Origin of the sequence: Pseudarthrobacter sp. B907 (genome assembly GCF_040137805.1) — a bacterium.
GTDB lineage: Bacteria > Actinomycetota > Actinomycetes > Actinomycetales > Micrococcaceae > Arthrobacter.
This window is the reverse complement of sequence record NZ_JBEEQE010000004.1, coordinates 231757-248067: the sequence shown is the minus strand read 5'-3', so window position 1 is coordinate 248067 and position 16311 is coordinate 231757. Positions and strand designations below refer to the sequence as shown.

The following is a 16311-nucleotide window of genomic DNA, read 5'->3' as shown; positions in this document are numbered from 1 at the left end:
TTCCGTTCCAGCTCGACGTCCGAAGACGCCGACGGCGGACGGAACCCGCGAGTGGTTGTGCACATAGGTGGTTCACGGACTTTTGGGCAGGCGTCCGCAGCGGCAGGCTGGTGCCATGGAATACCCCGTCGCCGAGCCTGAGGACCCCCTCGCCGCCGTGTGGGCCGATTCTGCGGAGTCGGTCCCTTCAAGAGCGGCGGTCCAGGAGCCCCCGGCAGCAGCCCTGGCCGCGAGGCTTCCCGACGCCGCCAACCTCTGGCGCACCGAGGAACTGCTGGACCGGGGTCTATCCGCCCGGCAGATCCTGCAGTTGACCCGGGCAGGAGCTTTGGTCCGGCTCCGCCGCGGCTGCTACGTCCGCCGCTCCTTTTGGGCAGCACTCGATGCGGATGGTGCCTCGCGATGCCGGATCGAGGCCTACGCCCATCGCTGTCTGACTAGCTCAACGGGCGCCTACGTGTTCAGCCACACCACGGCAGCCCGGCTCCACGGCCTCTTTCTCTGGCAAGTAGACGACACCATCCACCTCACGGTGCCGTTTCTCCCGTCGTCCGGCGGCCACGCGCGCGACGTGAAAGCGCATACCCGTGCGCTGGCTCCCGCCGACGTCGTGCACGTGGCGGGGCATCGCGTTACGTCGTTGGCCCGAACGGCCGCGGACAGCTGCCTCGTCCTGAACTATTCGCAGGGACTGATCTTGATGGACCATGCCCTGCGGCTCGGTGCCGGCCGGGAGGCGGTGGAACTGGAGTGCGCCCGGCTCCGCAGGGCACCGGGTGTCGCGGCCCTGAAGAAGGTTGTTGCCCATGCGGATCCCCTTTCCGAGTCGCCGGGTGAAACCCTTCTTCGCGACCTGGTCCGGCGGCTGAGGCTTCCTGCTCCGCAGCTCCAGTTCGAGGTCCGGACGCGGCTGGGGATTCGCAGGCTCGACTGCGCGTGGCCGGAGCGGCGGGTCGCGTTGGAGTTTGACGGTCGCGGAAAATATTTCAACTACGCCCCCACCGCCGAGGCCATTTTTGCGGAGCGGCGCCGCGAGAAGGCCTTGATGGAACTGGGCTGGAAGTTCATCCGGGTCGAATGGCGGGACCTGTTCCGCGAGCAGGAGCTGAAGACGAGGCTGCTTCGGGTGCTCGGGCGCTGAGATTGCCGTCGGCTCGCGGCTTCGAGCCGGGCTCGCGGCGTCCAAACCGCGAGCCTGGACGGAACCCGCGAGTGGGCCGGCCGGGCGGGGGAGGAATTGCGGACCCGGGCGGGACGTGATCGAGTAGGAACATGACTGAACAGCCCGCACACCTGGACAACCAGCCGCTCAACGACCTCGAAGAGATGCTCGCCCGCGGGGAGCAGCCGGACGCCAACCCGGTGGACGTCATCCTGGCCTTCCTGAACAACGAGGTGTACATCGTCAGCTCCGATACGATCGAGGGCCCGGATTCCCAGGTCGAACCGCTGGTGCTGGCGAACTCCGCGGGCAAGCCGGTGCTGGCCGTCTTCTCGCACCCGAGCCGTGTCACCGAGCAGTACCTCGAGGCGGCGCCGAATGTGCTCGGCACCCAGGGCGCGGCGATCATCGGAAACCTCGGCGACGAGCTCGGCATGGTCATCAACCCCGGCGCCGTCTACGGCTTCGAAATCGATCCGGAGGGTGTGGCCAACATCCGCCGCGACTTCAAGCCCTCCGACGAGGAGCCGGACGCCGAGGACAGCAGCCAGGCCTAGCCGCGGGACCCGCCCAGGGGCAGTACCCGGTTAGGGCCGGGACACTCCGAGGACAATAATGGCCCTATGCGTCTTGGCGTCCTCGATATCGGCTCAAACACCGTCCACCTCCTCCTGGTGGATGCGCACCCCGGCGCGCGCCCGGTTCCGTTCGCCTCGCACAAACGTCCGCTCTCGCTGGTGCAGTTCCTCGACGCGGACGGCAACATCAACGACGCCGGCCAGCACGAGCTGATCGAGTTCGTCCTTGAAGCCTGGGAGTTTGCGGCGAAGCACAAGGCCGAGGACCTGCTGGCGTTCTGTACCTCCGCGATCCGCGAGGCTACCAACGGGGCCGCCGTCCTCGCCCGGGTCAAGCACGAAACCACCGTCACGCTGCGGGAACTGACCGGCAGCGAGGAGGCGTCAATGACGTTCTTCGCCGTCCGCCGCTGGTACGGCTGGGGCGCGGGACCCATGCTGAACCTGGACATCGGCGGCGGTTCCTTTGAAATGGCCTACGGGGAAGATGAGCTCCCCGAGCTTGCGACGTCGGTCCCGCTCGGCGCGAGCCGGCTCACCCGGGACTGGCTGCAGGAGGACCCGCCGTCGGCGAAAAGCGTCAAGGAGCTTCGACGCTACATCCGAAGCACCCTGAAGCCGGCGGTCCGGGACATCGCCAAGCTCGGCAAGGCCAACCACGTGGCCGGCACCTCCAAGACATTCCGCTCCCTGGCCCGCATCGCCGGGGCCGCCCCCAGCGGCGCCGGCCCCTACGTAAAGCGGGAACTGCATGCCACGGACCTGGGCCTCTGGGCGCAACGGATCTCCGCCATGGAAGTGGAGGACCGGCTGAACCTCCCCGGCGTCTCCGAAGCCCGCGCCCCACAGCTGCTCGCCGGCGCGCTGGTGGCGGAGGCTGCCCTTGAAATGTTTGAGTTCCCGAGCCTGGAGATTTGTCCGTGGGCCTTGCGGGAGGGGCTGATCCTCCGCCGGCTGGACCAGCTGGTCACCGAGGGCCCGCTGCAGCCCGCACCCCACGTTGCCATGGCCGAGGACCCGGCCGAGCCGCAGTCTCCCGGCGATGAGGGGCCGGACGCGGCGTAGGCACTCTCCGGCGGCGGTGTGTCGTTTCTGGCGCAGGCCGTTCGTCGAGTAGGTGGAAGGCCGAAAACGAACCGGCCGAATCGTCAAGGAGGACAGCATGGCACAGTACCTGCTCAGCGTTTACCAGCCCGTCGGCCCCGCCCCTGCGCCGGAGGTGCTGGCGCCCGTCATGGCGAACCTTGAGGCCTTGAACCGGGAGCTGAAGGCTGCCGGCGCCTGGGTGTTCGCCGCGGGCCTCCACCCCACGGACACCGCCACGGTGGTGCGGCAGCAGGGCGCGGAGACGCTCATTACGGACGGACCGTTCGCCGAAGCGAAGGAGCACCTCGGCGGATTCACCGTGATTGAGGCGCCGGACCTCGACGCGGCGCTCGGCTGGGCCGGAAAGCTGGCCCGCGCCACCACGCTTCCCATCGAAGTGCGGCCCGTCCAGCATTAGGCGCGGCACCGGGGCGCCGCAAACAGAAAGTTAAAAGCGAAGGCACCGGCGGCCCGCTGCGGGAAAATGGGGGAAACCCGCTGCAGACCCCCGGTGCCGGGCAGACATCCGCATGACTGCCTATCATCACTCGCACCCTCAATGAGGTAGTTCCTACGTTATTCGTGGAGTTTGGGAGCAAGCTGCGCTGAGGATGTGAGCTGGCTGTGAATCGCGGCGGACTGCAATGATGGGGGCATGAGCAACCGAATCGCATTCCTGGGCTGTGGGTCGATGAACGAGGCAATCATGAGCGGCATGATCGCCGGCGGGACGGACCCCGCCGACGTCGTCGCCACGGTCCGGCATGCCGAACGGGCCGCCGAGCTGGCCGAGCGGCACCACGGCATCACGGCCATCGCCAGCGAAGAAGAACCGGAGAACAACACGCAAGCCGCCACCGGCGCCGCCGTCGTCGTCCTGGGCGTCAAGCCGGTGGGGATCGCGGACCTGGCCCGGGAGATCAGCGGTTCCCTCTCGCCCGAGACGATCGTCGTGAGCGTCGCTGCGGCAGTGTCGCTGGAGCAGCTGGAAGCGGCGCTTCCGGCGGGGCAGCCGGTGATCCGCGCCATGCCGAACACGCCGGCGAGGCTGGGCCGCGGCGTTGTGTCGGTCTCCGCCGGGAAGCACTGCTCGGCCGCGCAGCTGCAGCAGGCGAAGGACATCTTCGCCGCCGTCGGCACGGTCGTCGAGATTCCCGAGGAACAGGTGGATGCGCTGTCCGCGATCAGCGGCTCCGGTCCTGCCTACGCGTTCTACCTCGCCGAGGCCATGGCGGCCGCCGGGGCCGAACTGGGCCTGGACGCCGAGCTGTCGCTGCTGCTGGCCCGCGAAACGGTCGCCGGCGCCGGGCTCATGCTCGCCGAGCCGGGCGCCGACCCCACCGCGCTGCGCCGGGCCGTGACCAGCCCGAACGGGACCACCGAACGGGCAATCGCCACCTTCGACGAGCGCGGCCTCCCCTCGATCATCGCCGACGGCGCCCGCGCCGCCGCCGAGCGGGCCGCGGAAATCACGAAGCAGCTCGGCTAACGGCACGGCAAGCCATGACGGAGACCGGCGCCGGTGGCAGGATAGGACCCATGGAACTGCACATCACAGGCGATCCCGCGGCGGACAAACTGCTCAGCGAAGACGCGTTTGCGCTGCTCACCGGCATGCTGCTGGACCAGCAGGTGACCATGGAGTCGGCATTTGCCGGCCCCGAAAAGATCCGGACGCGCCTCGGCACCATGGATCCGGCCGCGATCGCCGAATACGATCCGCAGGCATTCGTCGAGATGTTCAAGGAACGCCCGGCCGTCCACCGGTTCCCCGGCTCAATGGCCGGCCGGGTCCAGGCCCTTGCCGAAACCGTGCACAGCGACTGGAACGGAGACGCCACCGCCATCTGGACCCGGGGCAAGCCGGACGGGCCGGAGGTGCTGCGCCGGCTCAAGGCGCTGCCGGGATTCGGCGAGCAGAAAGCCAAGATCTTCCTGGCCCTGCTGGGAAAGCAGTGCGGGCTCCGGGCCGAGGGGTGGCGCCAGGCCGCCGGCCACTACGGCCAGCAGGACGCCTTCCTGTCCGTCGCCGACATCGTGGACCCGGAGTCGCTTGGCAAGGTGCGCGCCAGCAAGCAGGCGGCCAAAGCCGCCGCGAAAGCAGCAACGACCGCCGGGCCCTGATCCTGCGGTAGCCAGCCAGCGACGCCGGGAGGAACCTGCCCGACGTCGGAGGGAACCAAGTGCGTGGAGGTCGGGACCGTGACTGAACAGCCCGCAGGACGGCTCCTTTCGCTCTGGGCGGCCACCGCCGGAACCGCCTCGTATGCGTCCCTTGATGCGTCCGCGGACTCGCCCGTGGAGGTGGACGTTGCCGTGATCGGCGGCGGCATCGCCGGGCTGAGCGCCGCGCTGGCCCTGAAGCGGGCGGGCCAGACTGTGGCGGTGCTGGAGGCCTCGCGGGTGGGTACCGGCGTCACCGGAAACACCACGGGCAAGGTCACCTCGCTGCACCGGCTCGCCTACTCCGAGCTCGCGGCCCGCCACGGCACGGGTGCGGCCGCGGTTTACGGGCAGGCCAACGAGGCGGCGATTGCACACATTGCCGGCGTCGTCGCGGCAGAAGGCATCGACTGCGGCTTCCGGCGGGTGGCCAACTACACCTACGCCGAAACCGGGCCGGCGCTTGCGCTGGTCCGGGAGGAGGCCGCGCTGGCGGAGCGGCTGGGGCTCCCGGCGTCGTTCACGGCGGATGTGCCGCTGCCCTTCGCCGTCCGTGGCGCGGTCCGGTTCGACGGCCAGGCTCAGCTGAACGCGCTCAAATACGTGCAGGGCCTGGCCCGCGCCGTGCAGGGGGACGGCAGCTTCGTCTTTGAGGAGTCGCCCGCCACGGGCTTCCGCGACGGTTCCCCGGCCGTAGTGGATACCGGGCAGGGATCGGTTCGGGCGAAGGAGATCATCGTGGCGACCAACCTGCCCTTCGGTGACAACGGACGCTTCGATGCGCGGTGCTACGCGCACCGGTCGTATATTGTCGCCGCCCGGAGCGCCGGTCCTGCGCTGGACGCAACCTTTGTCAGCGTTGAGGAGCCGATGCGCTCCATCCTGACGGTCGAAGTCGAGGGCGCCAGCTATGTGCTGGCCGGCGGCGAGGGGCACCGGGCCACCGAGAGCGTCGACTCTGCCGAACGGTACGGCCGGCTCGCGGTCTTTGCCCGCGACCGACTCGGCGCAGCGGAGACCGTCTTCCGCTGGTCCACCCAGGACGCCATGCCTGCCGACGGGCTGCCGTACGTGGGCCTCATGGGTCCGGAGTACCGGCATGTCCACGTGATCACGGGGCTGCGGAAGTGGGGCCTTACCAACGGCACCGCCGCCGCCTTGATCCTCCGGGACAGGCTCTGCGGTACCGCGAACCCGTGGGCCGCGGTGTTCGACAGCAACCGCAGCGCCGGCGAAACGCAGGAGGTGCCCGTGGGTCCGGGCGAGGGGGCGACGGCCGCCGTTGCCGCTCCGGCGGAGGGCATCCTCGCGGACATAGCCCCGGGAGAGGGGATGGTGGTGGACGTCAGGGGTGCCAGGGCCGCCGTGTACGTCAGTCCCGCGGGGGACGTCCAGGCGGTCTCCGCGGTCTGCACCCACCTTGGCTGCACGGTCGAGTTCAACCGGGCGGACGTGACGTGGGACTGCCCCTGCCACGGCTCCCGGTTCGCCACGGACGGCAGCGTCATCCAGGGCCCGGCCACTAGGAACCTGGCGGCTGCGCCGGAGGATCCCGGCCGTCCCCGTCGCGGGACTTAGTCCCGGCCGCCGCAGGCGCTAAGGCCTCGCGGCGAACCGCTCCAGCAGGTCCACGTGCCCGGACACGATGAGCATGTCCCGTGCGGACACCTTCGTCTCGGGCCGGGCATAAGTGAAGTCCTCGCCCGGGGACTTCACGCCGACAATCGTGACCCCGTACTTGGAGCGCACCTTGGACTCGTCGAGCGTGAATCCCACCGTTTCGCGCGGCGGGTACATCTTCACGATCGCGAAGTCGTCGTCGAACTCGATGAAGTCCAGCATCCGGCCGGACACCAGGTGCGCGGCGCGGACACCGGCGTCGGCCTCCGGATAGATCACGTGGTTGGCGCCGATCCGGGTCAGGATCTTGCCGTGCGAGGGCGTGATCGCCTTGACCCAGAGATGCTCGATGCCGAGGTCCACCAGGTTGACCGTGATCAGCACCGAGGACTCGATCGAGGTGCCCACGCCCACGACGGCTGAGCTGAATTCCTGGGCCCCGAGCTGGCGGAGGGCGTCAATGTTGGTCGCGTCGGCCTCCACGACGTGGGTCAGGACGCTGGCCCACTTCTGCACGAGGCTCCGGTCGCGTTCGATCGCCAGCACCTCGCGGCCCTGCTTGACCAACTGCTCTGCGGTGGATGCGCCGAAGCGGCCCAGCCCGATCACCAGCACGGGCGCGTTGTGGGCGGGGCGGTTGACGGCGCCTGAGGAACTAGCCAATGATCGGTCTCTCTTCCGGGTAGTGGTACAACTGGCTGCGCTGGCGCAAGGCCAACCCAGCGGCGAGGGTGACGGTGCCGACGCGGCCGGCGAACATCAGGACGGTGAGGACATAGACACCTGCCGGGGGCAGTTCGGCACTGAGGTTGGTGCTCAGGCCCACCGTGGCGAAGGCGGAAATCGTTTCAAACAGCACCCGGTCCAGGGACGCGCCGCTGATCTGGAGCAGCAGCAGGGCCGAGACCGCCACGAGGGTGGCGCCGGCGACGATGACGGAGATGGCCACCCGCATGGTGCCCTCGGGGATGGTGCGGCCGTAGACCTTCACGTCCGCGTCGCCGCGGGCCTCGGCGACGATCGCCAGGAACATCACCGCGATCGTGGTCACCTTGATGCCGCCGGCCGTCGACGCCGAGCCGCCGCCGGCGAACATCAGCGCGTCGGTCAGCAGCATGGTGGTGGAATCCATCTGGTTCTGGTCCACCAGGTTGAAGCCGCCGGAGCGGGTCATCACGGAGGCGAAGAGCGAATGCGTGACCTTGTCACCGAGGCTCATGCCGCCGATGGTGCGCATGTTCTCCCACTCCATCAGGCCCCAGAGCACGGTGCCTGCGGCCAGCAGGATCAGTGAGACCTGGATGGTCAGCTTGGTGTGCAGATTCCATTTCTTCCAGTTCAGCCCGTTCTGCTGCAGCACCATCACCACCGGGAAGCCCAGGCTGCCGAGGAAGACGCCGATCATCAGCGGGATGAGGATCCACAGGTCGGTCTCGTAGGGGACAATGCCGTCCGAGTGCGGGGTGAACCCGGCGTTGTTGAACGCGGAGATGGAGTAGAAGACGCCGTGCCAGACGGACTGGTCGAAGCTCTCGCCGAGCGCCAGGAACCGCGGGATCAGCGCCAGGGCCAGCACCGCCTCGATCACAACGGACGTGACGATGACGATCCGCAGCAGGGTGCCGACTTCGCCGAGGCGTCCGGCGTTCATGGCCTCCTGCGCGATCAGCTTGCCACGGACGCCGAGTTTCTTGCTGACCATCAGCGCCAGCAGCGAGGCCAGGGTCAAGGTACCAAGGCCGCCCACGAAGATGCCGACCAGGATCACAAGCTGGCCGAAAAAGGACCAGTGCACCGCGGTGGAAACAACGGTCAGCCCGGTGACGCACACCGCCGAAACCGCCGTGAAGAGGGCCTGGTGCAGGGGCGTCGCCTGCCCGGCGGCGGAGGACACCGGCAGCGAAAGCAGGGCGGTGAAGATCAGCACCACCACGGCGAACGCCGAGACGGCCAGGCGCGCGGGGGAGCTGTTGGCGATGTTGTCGATAAAGTCGCGCAACCGGGTGAAGATCCAGAGCCCCTCGCGCTCCGGCTGGCCGGGGTGCCAGCCGGCCGGGCTCGATGACCTCGACTGGCTTTGCGTCATGTGCGGCTTGTCCTCGGTTGAAACGGCGTCCTCAGTAGTAAACCACTATATTCCGCGCAACGACGGGGGAAGGGGCGGTGGGCTCCGGTAGCCTGTGATTGATGACCTTCCTGCCCGGACTCGCCCAGACCGCCCTGCCGACGACGGTGGTGTGGGACTCGGCCATGACGGCCTACAACTTCGGCCACAGCCACCCGATGGCGCCGGAGCGGATGGAACTGACCGCGCGGCTGGCCCGGAGCCTCGGGCTGCTGGACCTGGGCCACGTCTCGGTGGCCGCCCCCGAAGTGGCCACCGACGCGGAACTCGGAGCGGTGCACAGCGCGGACTACATCGCCGCCGTCCGGCGCGTCAGCGCGGACCCGGGCACCCCGGACCTGGAACGCGGCCTGGGCACCGAGGACGACCCGGCCTTCGCCGGCATGCACGAGGCCAGCGCACGGCTGGCTGGCGGCTCCCTGCTCGCAGCCGCCGCCATCCTGGACGGCAGCGCGGTCCGGGCGGTGAACTTCGGCGGCGGCATGCACCACGCCGCACGGGAGCGGGCCAGCGGCTTCTGCATCTACAACGACGCGGCCCTGGCGATCGCGCGGCTGCTCGACGGCGGCGTGCAGCGGGTGGCATATATCGACGTCGACGCCCACCACGGCGACGGAACCCAAAGCATCTTCTGGGACGACCCGCGGGTGCTGACGATCTCGCTGCATGAGACCGGGCTGACCCTGTTCCCGGGCACGGGCTTCGCGAACGAGATCGGCGGCCCGAACGCCCAGGGCAGCGCGGTCAACGTGACACTGCCGGCCGGAACGGGGGACGCAGGCTGGCTTCGGGCCTTCCACGCGGTCGTCCCGCAGTTGGTGGGCGCGTTTGAGCCGGAGGTCATCGTCAGCCAACACGGCTGCGACTCGCACCGCCTGGATCCGCTGACGCACCTGAACATCAGCGTGGACGGGCAGCGCGAGGCCGCCACCGCAATCGGCAACCTCGCAGCCCGCTACTGCGACAACCGCTGGATCTCCACCGGGGGCGGAGGCTACAACGTGATCACCGTCGTCCCGCGCTCGTGGAGCCACCTGATCGCCATTGCCGCCGGCCGGCCGGTCCCGCTGCGGACCCCCGTCCCGGAGGATTGGCGGCACTACGTGCAGGAGAAGTACGGCGCCAAGTACGGTGTCGAGCCGCCCTCGGTAATGGGCGACGACGTCGAGCTCTGGTGGCGTTCCTGGGAGGTCGGCTTCGACCCGAACGACGAGGTGGACCGAACGGTGATGGCCACCCGCAAGGAAGTCTTCCCGCTCTACGGCCTGGATCCCTGGTTCGACTAGGGTCCCGTCCGGGCTGGCGGCCCGGGCCCGGCGGGGCGCCCGTAATTGGTGGATGCCATCTGGCGTATATGTCGCTAGTGTGGAGGACATGGTGACAGACGACGTATTTGCCGTCATTGCTGAGGCAACCCGGCGTGACATTCTGGTGTCCCTCCGCAACGGGGACAAAGCGGTGGGGGAGCTGGTCCAGGAACTCGAGGCGAGCCAGCCCACCATTTCCAAGCACCTCAAGGTCCTGCGCGAAGCGGACCTGGTCAGCATGCGCGCCCAGGGCCAGAAGCGCTACTACGCGCTGAACCCCAAGCCGCTGGCCGGCGTCGCGAGCTGGCTGGAGACGTTCGACGTCGGCCGTCCCGCCGCTGCCGTGCCCGCTCCCGCGACCGCAGCCCGGCCGCAGCCCGGCCCAGACACCCTCGTTGCCGGCACGGTGGCCGCCGCGGCGCCCGCGCAGGCGCTGCCCGGGGTTCCCGCGGGCAGCGCGCTGAGCCCCGCCGTAGCACTGCCGGTCGGGACCGCAGGGGAGGATCGGCGGCCGCAGCAGATCGGCCGGACGGTGGGCCGTGCCGCAACCCGCGCCGCGGACCTGCTGGCGAACCTGCCGAAGTTCGGCCGCAAGAAGTAGCGGGCTACCTGGCGAGCAGCCGCACATGGTCCGGGGTCAGCTCGGAGATCCGGCTGACGCCCAGCAGGGCCATGGTGCGGAGCATGTCCTTTTCCAGGATCGCGATGGCCCGGTCCACGCCGGCCCGGCCGCCCGCCATCAGCCCGTAGAGGTAGGCGCGGCCGATCAGCGTGAAATCGGCGCCGAGGGCCAGTGCCGCGATGATGTCCGCGCCGCTCATGATGCCGGTGTCCAGGATGATGGCAGCGTCGCTGTTGTCCGCCTTGAGCGCCGCCGAGACGTCCGGGAGCAGGTGGAACGGGATCGGGGCGCGGTCCAACTGGCGTCCGCCGTGGTTGGACAGCACAACACCGTCGGCACCGTGGTCCACCACCTTGCGGGCGTCCTCGGCCGTCTGGATGCCCTTGACCACCAGCTTGCCCTTCCAGGTTTCGCGCAGCCAGTCGAGGTCCTCGAACGTCAAGGTGGGGTCGAACATGGAGTTGATCAGGTCCGCCACGGTGCCGGTGTAGCGCGAGAGCGAGGCGAAGGTCAGCGGCTCGTGGGTGAGGAAGTTGAACCACCACGCCGGCCGGTAGGAGGCATCCAGCACGGTCTTCAGGGTCAGCGCCGGCGGGATGGTCATGCCGTTGCGGACGTCGCGGAGCCGGGCGCCGGCGACGGCGGTGTCCACCGTGACCATGAGGGTGTCGTTGCCGGCCCGGGCCGCGCGCTCGATCAGTTCCAGCGAGCGGTCCCGGTCGGTCCAGAGGTAGAGCTGGAACCAGTTCCGGCCGTCCGGCGCGGCGGCCGCCACGTCCTCGATGGACGCGGTGCCCATGGTGGAGAGCGTGTAGGGGATCCCGGCGGCCGCGGCGGCCTGCGATCCGGCGTACTCGCCCTCCGACTGCATCATCCGGGTGAAACCGGTGGGCGCGATGCCGACGGGCAGCCGGGAGGGCTTGCCCAGGATCTCGGTGCCGAGGTCCACGCTGGAGACGTCGCGCAGGATGCCCGGGCGGAACTCGATGTCCAGGAACGCCTCACGGGCCCGGCGCAGGGTGATCTCCGCCTCCGCGGCACCGTCCGTGTAATCGAAGGGCGCCTTGGGCGTCCGCCGCTTGGCCATGTCCCGCAGGTCCCAGATGGTGCTGGCCCGGCGCAGCCTCGCCTCGCGGCCGAACTCCGGCTTCTTGAACTGCATCAGCGGCGCGAGGTCGGAATACTTCGGCACCCGGCGCCGGAGGGCGGCAGGCAGGCCGATGCCCGGGAGGCCGGCGGGCGGCGTCGCGCCGGCCGGCGCTGCGCCATGGTCCGCGCCGCCGGAGGAAATCCCACCGGATGCTGCGGGGGCCGCGGTGGCCTCCGCCGTGGTGGGTGCCTCAGGGTTTCCAGGGTTGCCGGTCATGGTGGGTTGCGTCATTGCTGCCTCCGGGGCGTCTCGATCCAGCACTGTGGTCCAACCACACTGTAGGGGATGTGGTCCAACCACATCAAGTACTATGTGGCCATGCGTACGCACCGGGTCGTCCTGCAGTGGATCGAAGAGCAGCTCTCCAGCGGGCAACTGCGCGTGGGAGGAAGGCTGCCGGCGGAACGGACCCTGGCCGAGCAGCTGGGCGTCTCCCGCACCTCGGTCCGTGAGGCGATCCGGATCCTTGAGGCCCTGGGCGTGGTCCGGGCGGGCGTGGGCTCCGGCCCCGACGCCGGCACCGTGGTGATCTCGGAGCCGACGGCGGCCCTCGGCTCGGCCCTGCGGCTCCACGTGGCCACCTCGCACCTACCCGTCGCGGACATAGTGCAGACGCGGGTGCTGCTCGAATCCTGGGCCGCTGCCCGGGCGCTGCCCGATTCGCCCGCCCTCGCCGAGGCGGCATCGCTGCTGGAGCAGATGGAGGGCAGCGGGGACCCTGAGGAGTTTCTGGCTCTCGATGTGCGCTTCCACCTGGCGCTGGCCGACGCCGCCGGCAACGTGGTGGTCAGCGCCATGATGGGCTCCCTGCGCGAGTCCATCCAGGACTATGCCGGACGACTCACCGGGAACCTGCCGGACTGGGCCGCCACGGCGGCGCGGCTGCGGCAGGAACACCGGGGAATCCTGGCGGCGATCACCGGGCACGACGGCGCCGCTGCCGCCCGGCTGGTGGCGGAGCATATCGAGGGCTACTACGCCGAAGCCGGACTGGGCGGCAGCCTGTGATCCGACGGGGACGGTCCCGGCCCGCACGCCGCGCGTCCGATTATTACGGCCAGCTTTGCCCTCCCGCCGTGACCGGGGATATGGTCGATGGCATGACTAACCGTTGGTATGCGTATTTTTCGTTGGCTCTGGAGGGGCCCGCGTCTAACTGACACGCATCCACACACCTTCAGAGCCAACAGGGCAGAGATCACTCTCTGCCCTTCGCCATTTCTCCGGCGGGTTCTGACCAGGGCCCGCTCCGCACCCCCGGAACAGGACCCGAACCATGAGCATCGAAACAGCCCCCGCCAGCCAGCAGTCCACCTCGAACCTGCGGGTCAGCGAATTCACGGCACTGCCCACCCCGCAGGACATGATCGCGGAGTTCCCGCTGGACGCGCGGGGCTCGGACGTCGTCGGGCGCGGCCGTGACGAGGTCCGCGCGATCCTGGACGGCGTTGACGACCGGCTCCTGGTGATTGTCGGCCCGTGCTCCATCCACGATCCTAAGGCAGGGCTGGAATACGCCCGGCGCCTGGTCAGCCAGGCCGAACGGCACCGTGAGGACCTGCTGATCGTGATGCGGACGTACTTCGAGAAGCCGCGCACCACGGTGGGCTGGAAGGGCCTGATCAACGACCCCCGGCTCGACGGCAGCCACGACATCGCCGCCGGCCTGCGCGCCGCCCGTCAGTTCCTGCGCCAGGTCACCGCCCTGGGGCTGCCCACCGCCACGGAATTCCTCGAACCGATCAGCCCGCAGTACATGGCCGACCTCGTGGCCTGGGGCGCCATCGGTGCCCGGACCACCGAAAGCCAGATCCACCGCCAGCTCGCCTCCGGTTTGTCCATGCCGATCGGCTTCAAGAACGGCACCGACGGCGGCCTGCAGGTGGCGCTCGACGCCTGCAGCGCGGCAGGCGCTGCCCAGGCCTTCCTGGGGATCGACGACGAAGGGCGGGCCGCGCTGGTCAGCACCGCCGGCAACCCGGACACCCACGTCATCCTGCGCGGCGGCAGCGACGGCCCGAACTTTGCCGCCGCCGACGTCGAGGCCGCCTCCGCCCGGCTCGCCGCGAAGGGCCTGAACCCGCGGCTGATCGTGGATGCGTCCCACGCCAACAGCGGCAAGAACCACCACCGCCAGGCCGAGGTCGCGCTGGAGATCGGCGCACAGCTTGAGCACGACGGCGGCTCCGCGTCCGCCATCGCCGGCGTCATGCTGGAGAGCTTCCTGGTGGGCGGCGCGCAGGCCCTGGACGTCGCCGAACATGCCGCCGGAACCGACGAACTGGTTTACGGCCAGAGTGTCACCGATGCCTGCATGGACTGGGACGTGACGGCTTCCGTGCTGGCCCAGCTGGCGGCGTCGGCGCGCACCCGGCGCACGCGGCGCTGAGGACGCCGGACCCGGTCCGCCCTGGCTGGCGGACGGGGGCCCTTGCTGCGGAAATCCTTCGCAGATTCCTGCGGAAACCTTTCACATTGGCACCACAAACCCCTAGAGTATCTAGCACATGGTTGTTTGATGGCTCAGCATCGGCACACCGCCATGTCGTTCAGACGGGGCAGCCGTTCGCTTGAGCAAAAGGAATAAGGGAAATGTCTTCGGAGGCCAACTTCTCCAACGCGCGCTTTCTCACCGTGGCCGAGGTCGCGGATGTCATGCGGGTATCAAAAATGACCGTGTATCGCCTGGTGCACTCCGGTGAAATGCCGGCGGTGCGCTTTGGCCGCTCATACCGGGTTCCGGAAAACGCCGTCGAGCAGTACCTCAAGGGTGCTGTCGTCGACGGACATACTGAGACGGCCTGAGTCTTCTGCGCTTGCACCGGGCCGCAGCAGACCCCCTCGCGGGGCCTGCGGTCGTGGTGTGCCCCGGATAGGCGGTACCCTGTTAAGGAACGTTTTACGTCATTGTAAGAACCTGTCAGTTGTTCAGTTCGCTTGCTTAGCCCGCGGACCCTTCCCAACGGGCAGGTACTGCATCTAGCCGGTAAGGAACTTTCGTGGGTTCAGTTATTAAGAAGCGTCGCAAGCGTATGGCCAAGAAGAAGCACCGCAAGCTGCTTCGCAAGACGCGCCACCAGCGTCGCAACAAGAAGTAGAGATACTTCAACCAGCGTCAATGCCCGTTGCCTTTCCGGCGGCGGGCATTTTCTTTGCCTGGGCGCAGGGGTTCTGCCGAAAGCGCGGCGGATGCGGACAGGGGCACCCCGGGCCCGGGCCGCGGCGGTCCGAAACCGTAGCGCAAACACGAAGCCGCCGGCAGGGCGCCTAGACCGTCGGGCCGCGGAAGCGGGAGAAGCCCCGCCAGAGGCCGTAGATGGCCCCGCCGACGGTCGCGGCCTTCAGGCCCAGGGTGGCGGCCCGGCGTCCGGACCGGAAGTCGTACACCGGCCAGTTGTGTTCGCGGGCGTGGCGGCGCAGCCGGGCGTCCGGGTTGATGGCCACCGGGTGGCCGACCATGCTGAGCAGCGGGATGTCATTGTGCGAGTCGCTGTAGGCCCAGCAGCGGTTCAGGTCCAGGCCCTCGGACTCGGCGATGCCGCGGACCGCCACGGCCTTCGCGGGCCCGTGCAGAATCTCGCCCACAAGCCGTCCGGTGTAGGACCCGTCGCGGATTTCGCCCACGGTGCCGAGGGCGCCGGTGAGGCCCAGCCGGGTGGAAATCACGGTGGCGACCTCGATCGGGGTGGCCGTGACGAGCCAGACCGGGCGGCCCATGCGCAGGTGTTGTTCGGCGAGGGCCTTGGTGCCGGGCCAGATCCGGGACTCGATCATCTCGTCGTAGACCTCCTCGCCCAGGGCCGCGATGTCCTCCACGGTGAAACCCGAGGCCAGGCTCAGGGCGGTGTCACGGACGGCATGGACGTCGTCGATGTTTTCGCCGCGAAACACGAACATCAGCTGCTTCCACGCGAAGCCGGCCGCCTGGGGGATGGTGAACGCCCCGCGCTGGTACATCTTGCGGGCCACGTGGAACAGGCTCGCGCCCCTCATGAGGGTGTTGTCGACGTCGAAGAAAGCGGCCTCGCCGTGCTGCGCTGACGCAACCGGCCTCGTGGCCACGGCGACGATCTTCTCCTCGGGCATGCACCGAGTCTAGTCAATACCGGGGATTCCCATGCGCAAGCGGTCCCCGCCGCACCCCCGGCGACGCGTGGTGCGGCGGCCGCGTCGACGCCGGGCTACCGTGGAACCATGGCCACACCCGCGCCCCTTCCCGAAGTAGTCCTCATCACGAAGGCCGACTGCCACCTCTGTGCCGACGCGCGCGACGCCGTCGGCCGGGTCACTGCCGCGCTGGGGCTCGGCTGGTCGGAACGGTCCATCGACGACGACGCCGAACTGCGCGAGCGCTTCGCCGAGGAAATTCCCGTGCTGCTTGTGGACGGTGTCCAGCGGGATTTCTGGCGGATCGACGAGGTGCGGCTGGCCCGGACGTTGCGGCGGGCGCTGGAGCGTTCCGCCTGAGCACGCCCGGACCTGCGCCTGCGGGAGCGCC

At 69.1% G+C, this 16311-nt stretch carries 18 protein-coding genes; 14 read left to right on the top strand and 4 right to left on the bottom strand.

Annotated features, from left to right (window positions below):
• Positions 1 to 115 precede the first annotated feature (115 nt).
• The 7 genes from ABLI39_RS05560 (at position 116) to ABLI39_RS05530 (ending at position 6567) form a co-directional block, all read left to right on the top strand.
• A complete protein-coding gene (locus ABLI39_RS05560) occupies positions 116 to 1141 on the top strand; it encodes a type IV toxin-antitoxin system AbiEi family antitoxin domain-containing protein (RefSeq protein WP_349412427.1) in 1026 nt (341 codons plus the stop codon).
• A 131-nt stretch (positions 1142 to 1272) separates the two neighbouring features.
• The gene (locus tag ABLI39_RS05555; protein ID WP_349412426.1) at positions 1273 to 1719 is read left to right on the top strand and encodes an SseB family protein; all 447 of its coding nucleotides are present in this window, start codon (positions 1273 to 1275) and stop codon (positions 1717 to 1719) included.
• A gap of 66 nt (positions 1720 to 1785) precedes the next feature.
• Positions 1786 to 2805 carry a Ppx/GppA phosphatase family protein gene (locus ABLI39_RS05550; RefSeq protein ID WP_349412425.1) on the top strand — a complete coding sequence of 340 codons (1020 nt, stop codon included), beginning with the start codon at positions 1786 to 1788 and terminating at the stop codon, positions 2803 to 2805.
• 97 nt (positions 2806 to 2902) lie between these two features.
• Positions 2903 to 3244, top strand: a complete 342-nt coding sequence (locus tag ABLI39_RS05545) for a YciI family protein (protein ID WP_349412424.1) — start codon at positions 2903 to 2905, stop codon at positions 3242 to 3244.
• Positions 3245 to 3481: 237 nt separating this feature from the next.
• Entirely contained in the window at positions 3482 to 4315 is an 834-nt protein-coding gene (proC, locus tag ABLI39_RS05540) for a pyrroline-5-carboxylate reductase (protein ID WP_349412423.1), read from the top strand.
• A gap of 50 nt (positions 4316 to 4365) precedes the next feature.
• A complete protein-coding gene (locus tag ABLI39_RS05535) occupies positions 4366 to 4950 on the top strand; it encodes an HhH-GPD-type base excision DNA repair protein (protein WP_349412422.1) in 585 nt (194 codons plus the stop codon).
• Between the two features lie 78 nt (positions 4951 to 5028).
• A complete protein-coding gene (locus tag ABLI39_RS05530; protein WP_349412421.1) occupies positions 5029 to 6567 on the top strand; it encodes an FAD-dependent oxidoreductase in 1539 nt (512 codons plus the stop codon).
• An 18-nt stretch (positions 6568 to 6585) separates the two neighbouring features.
• Here ABLI39_RS05530 and ABLI39_RS05525 read toward each other — a convergent pair whose 3' ends face one another.
• Both ABLI39_RS05525 and ABLI39_RS05520 read right to left on the bottom strand, forming a co-directional pair.
• Positions 6586 to 7224, bottom strand: a complete 639-nt coding sequence (locus ABLI39_RS05525) for a potassium channel family protein (protein WP_186372291.1) — start codon at positions 7222 to 7224, stop codon at positions 6586 to 6588.
• A gap of 40 nt (positions 7225 to 7264) precedes the next feature.
• Positions 7265 to 8695 carry a TrkH family potassium uptake protein gene (locus ABLI39_RS05520; protein ID WP_349412420.1) on the bottom strand — a complete coding sequence of 477 codons (1431 nt, stop codon included), beginning with the start codon at positions 8693 to 8695 and terminating at the stop codon, positions 7265 to 7267.
• Between the two features lie 101 nt (positions 8696 to 8796).
• Between ABLI39_RS05520 and ABLI39_RS05515 the strand changes: the two genes are divergently transcribed.
• Together ABLI39_RS05515 and ABLI39_RS05510 are read left to right on the top strand one after the other, a co-directional pair.
• Positions 8797 to 10020, top strand: a complete 1224-nt coding sequence (locus tag ABLI39_RS05515) for an acetoin utilization protein AcuC (protein WP_349412419.1) — start codon at positions 8797 to 8799, stop codon at positions 10018 to 10020.
• An 88-nt stretch (positions 10021 to 10108) separates the two neighbouring features.
• Positions 10109 to 10642, top strand: coding sequence for an ArsR/SmtB family transcription factor (locus tag ABLI39_RS05510; protein WP_349412418.1), 534 nt, complete (start codon positions 10109 to 10111; stop codon positions 10640 to 10642).
• 4 nt (positions 10643 to 10646) lie between these two features.
• Here the strand turns inward: ABLI39_RS05510 and ABLI39_RS05505 are convergent, their stop codons facing one another.
• Positions 10647 to 12029 carry an alpha-hydroxy acid oxidase gene (locus tag ABLI39_RS05505; protein WP_502935189.1) on the bottom strand — a complete coding sequence of 461 codons (1383 nt, stop codon included), beginning with the start codon at positions 12027 to 12029 and terminating at the stop codon, positions 10647 to 10649.
• A gap of 102 nt (positions 12030 to 12131) precedes the next feature.
• On the opposite strand from ABLI39_RS05505, the gene ABLI39_RS05500 reads away from it, so the two are divergent.
• From ABLI39_RS05500 to ABLI39_RS05485, 4 genes are all read left to right on the top strand, one after another.
• A complete protein-coding gene (locus tag ABLI39_RS05500; RefSeq protein ID WP_349412416.1) occupies positions 12132 to 12821 on the top strand; it encodes a FadR/GntR family transcriptional regulator in 690 nt (229 codons plus the stop codon).
• A 268-nt stretch (positions 12822 to 13089) separates the two neighbouring features.
• Positions 13090 to 14202 carry a 3-deoxy-7-phosphoheptulonate synthase gene (locus tag ABLI39_RS05495; protein ID WP_349412415.1) on the top strand — a complete coding sequence of 371 codons (1113 nt, stop codon included), beginning with the start codon at positions 13090 to 13092 and terminating at the stop codon, positions 14200 to 14202.
• A 203-nt stretch (positions 14203 to 14405) separates the two neighbouring features.
• On the top strand, positions 14406 to 14618 hold the full coding sequence (locus tag ABLI39_RS05490; protein WP_138768374.1) for a helix-turn-helix domain-containing protein: 213 nt from the start codon (positions 14406 to 14408) through the stop codon (positions 14616 to 14618).
• Between the two features lie 194 nt (positions 14619 to 14812).
• Positions 14813 to 14911, top strand: a complete 99-nt coding sequence (locus ABLI39_RS05485; RefSeq protein WP_003792170.1) for a 30S ribosomal protein bS22 — start codon at positions 14813 to 14815, stop codon at positions 14909 to 14911.
• A gap of 169 nt (positions 14912 to 15080) precedes the next feature.
• Here ABLI39_RS05485 and ABLI39_RS05480 read toward each other — a convergent pair whose 3' ends face one another.
• Entirely contained in the window at positions 15081 to 15899 is an 819-nt protein-coding gene (locus ABLI39_RS05480) for an HAD family hydrolase (RefSeq protein WP_349412414.1), read from the bottom strand.
• Between the two features lie 108 nt (positions 15900 to 16007).
• Here ABLI39_RS05480 and ABLI39_RS05475 point away from each other — a divergent pair, with 108 nt between their 5' ends.
• Positions 16008 to 16280, top strand: a complete 273-nt coding sequence (locus ABLI39_RS05475; RefSeq protein WP_349412413.1) for a glutaredoxin family protein — start codon at positions 16008 to 16010, stop codon at positions 16278 to 16280.
• Positions 16281 to 16311: the final 31 nt, after the last annotated feature.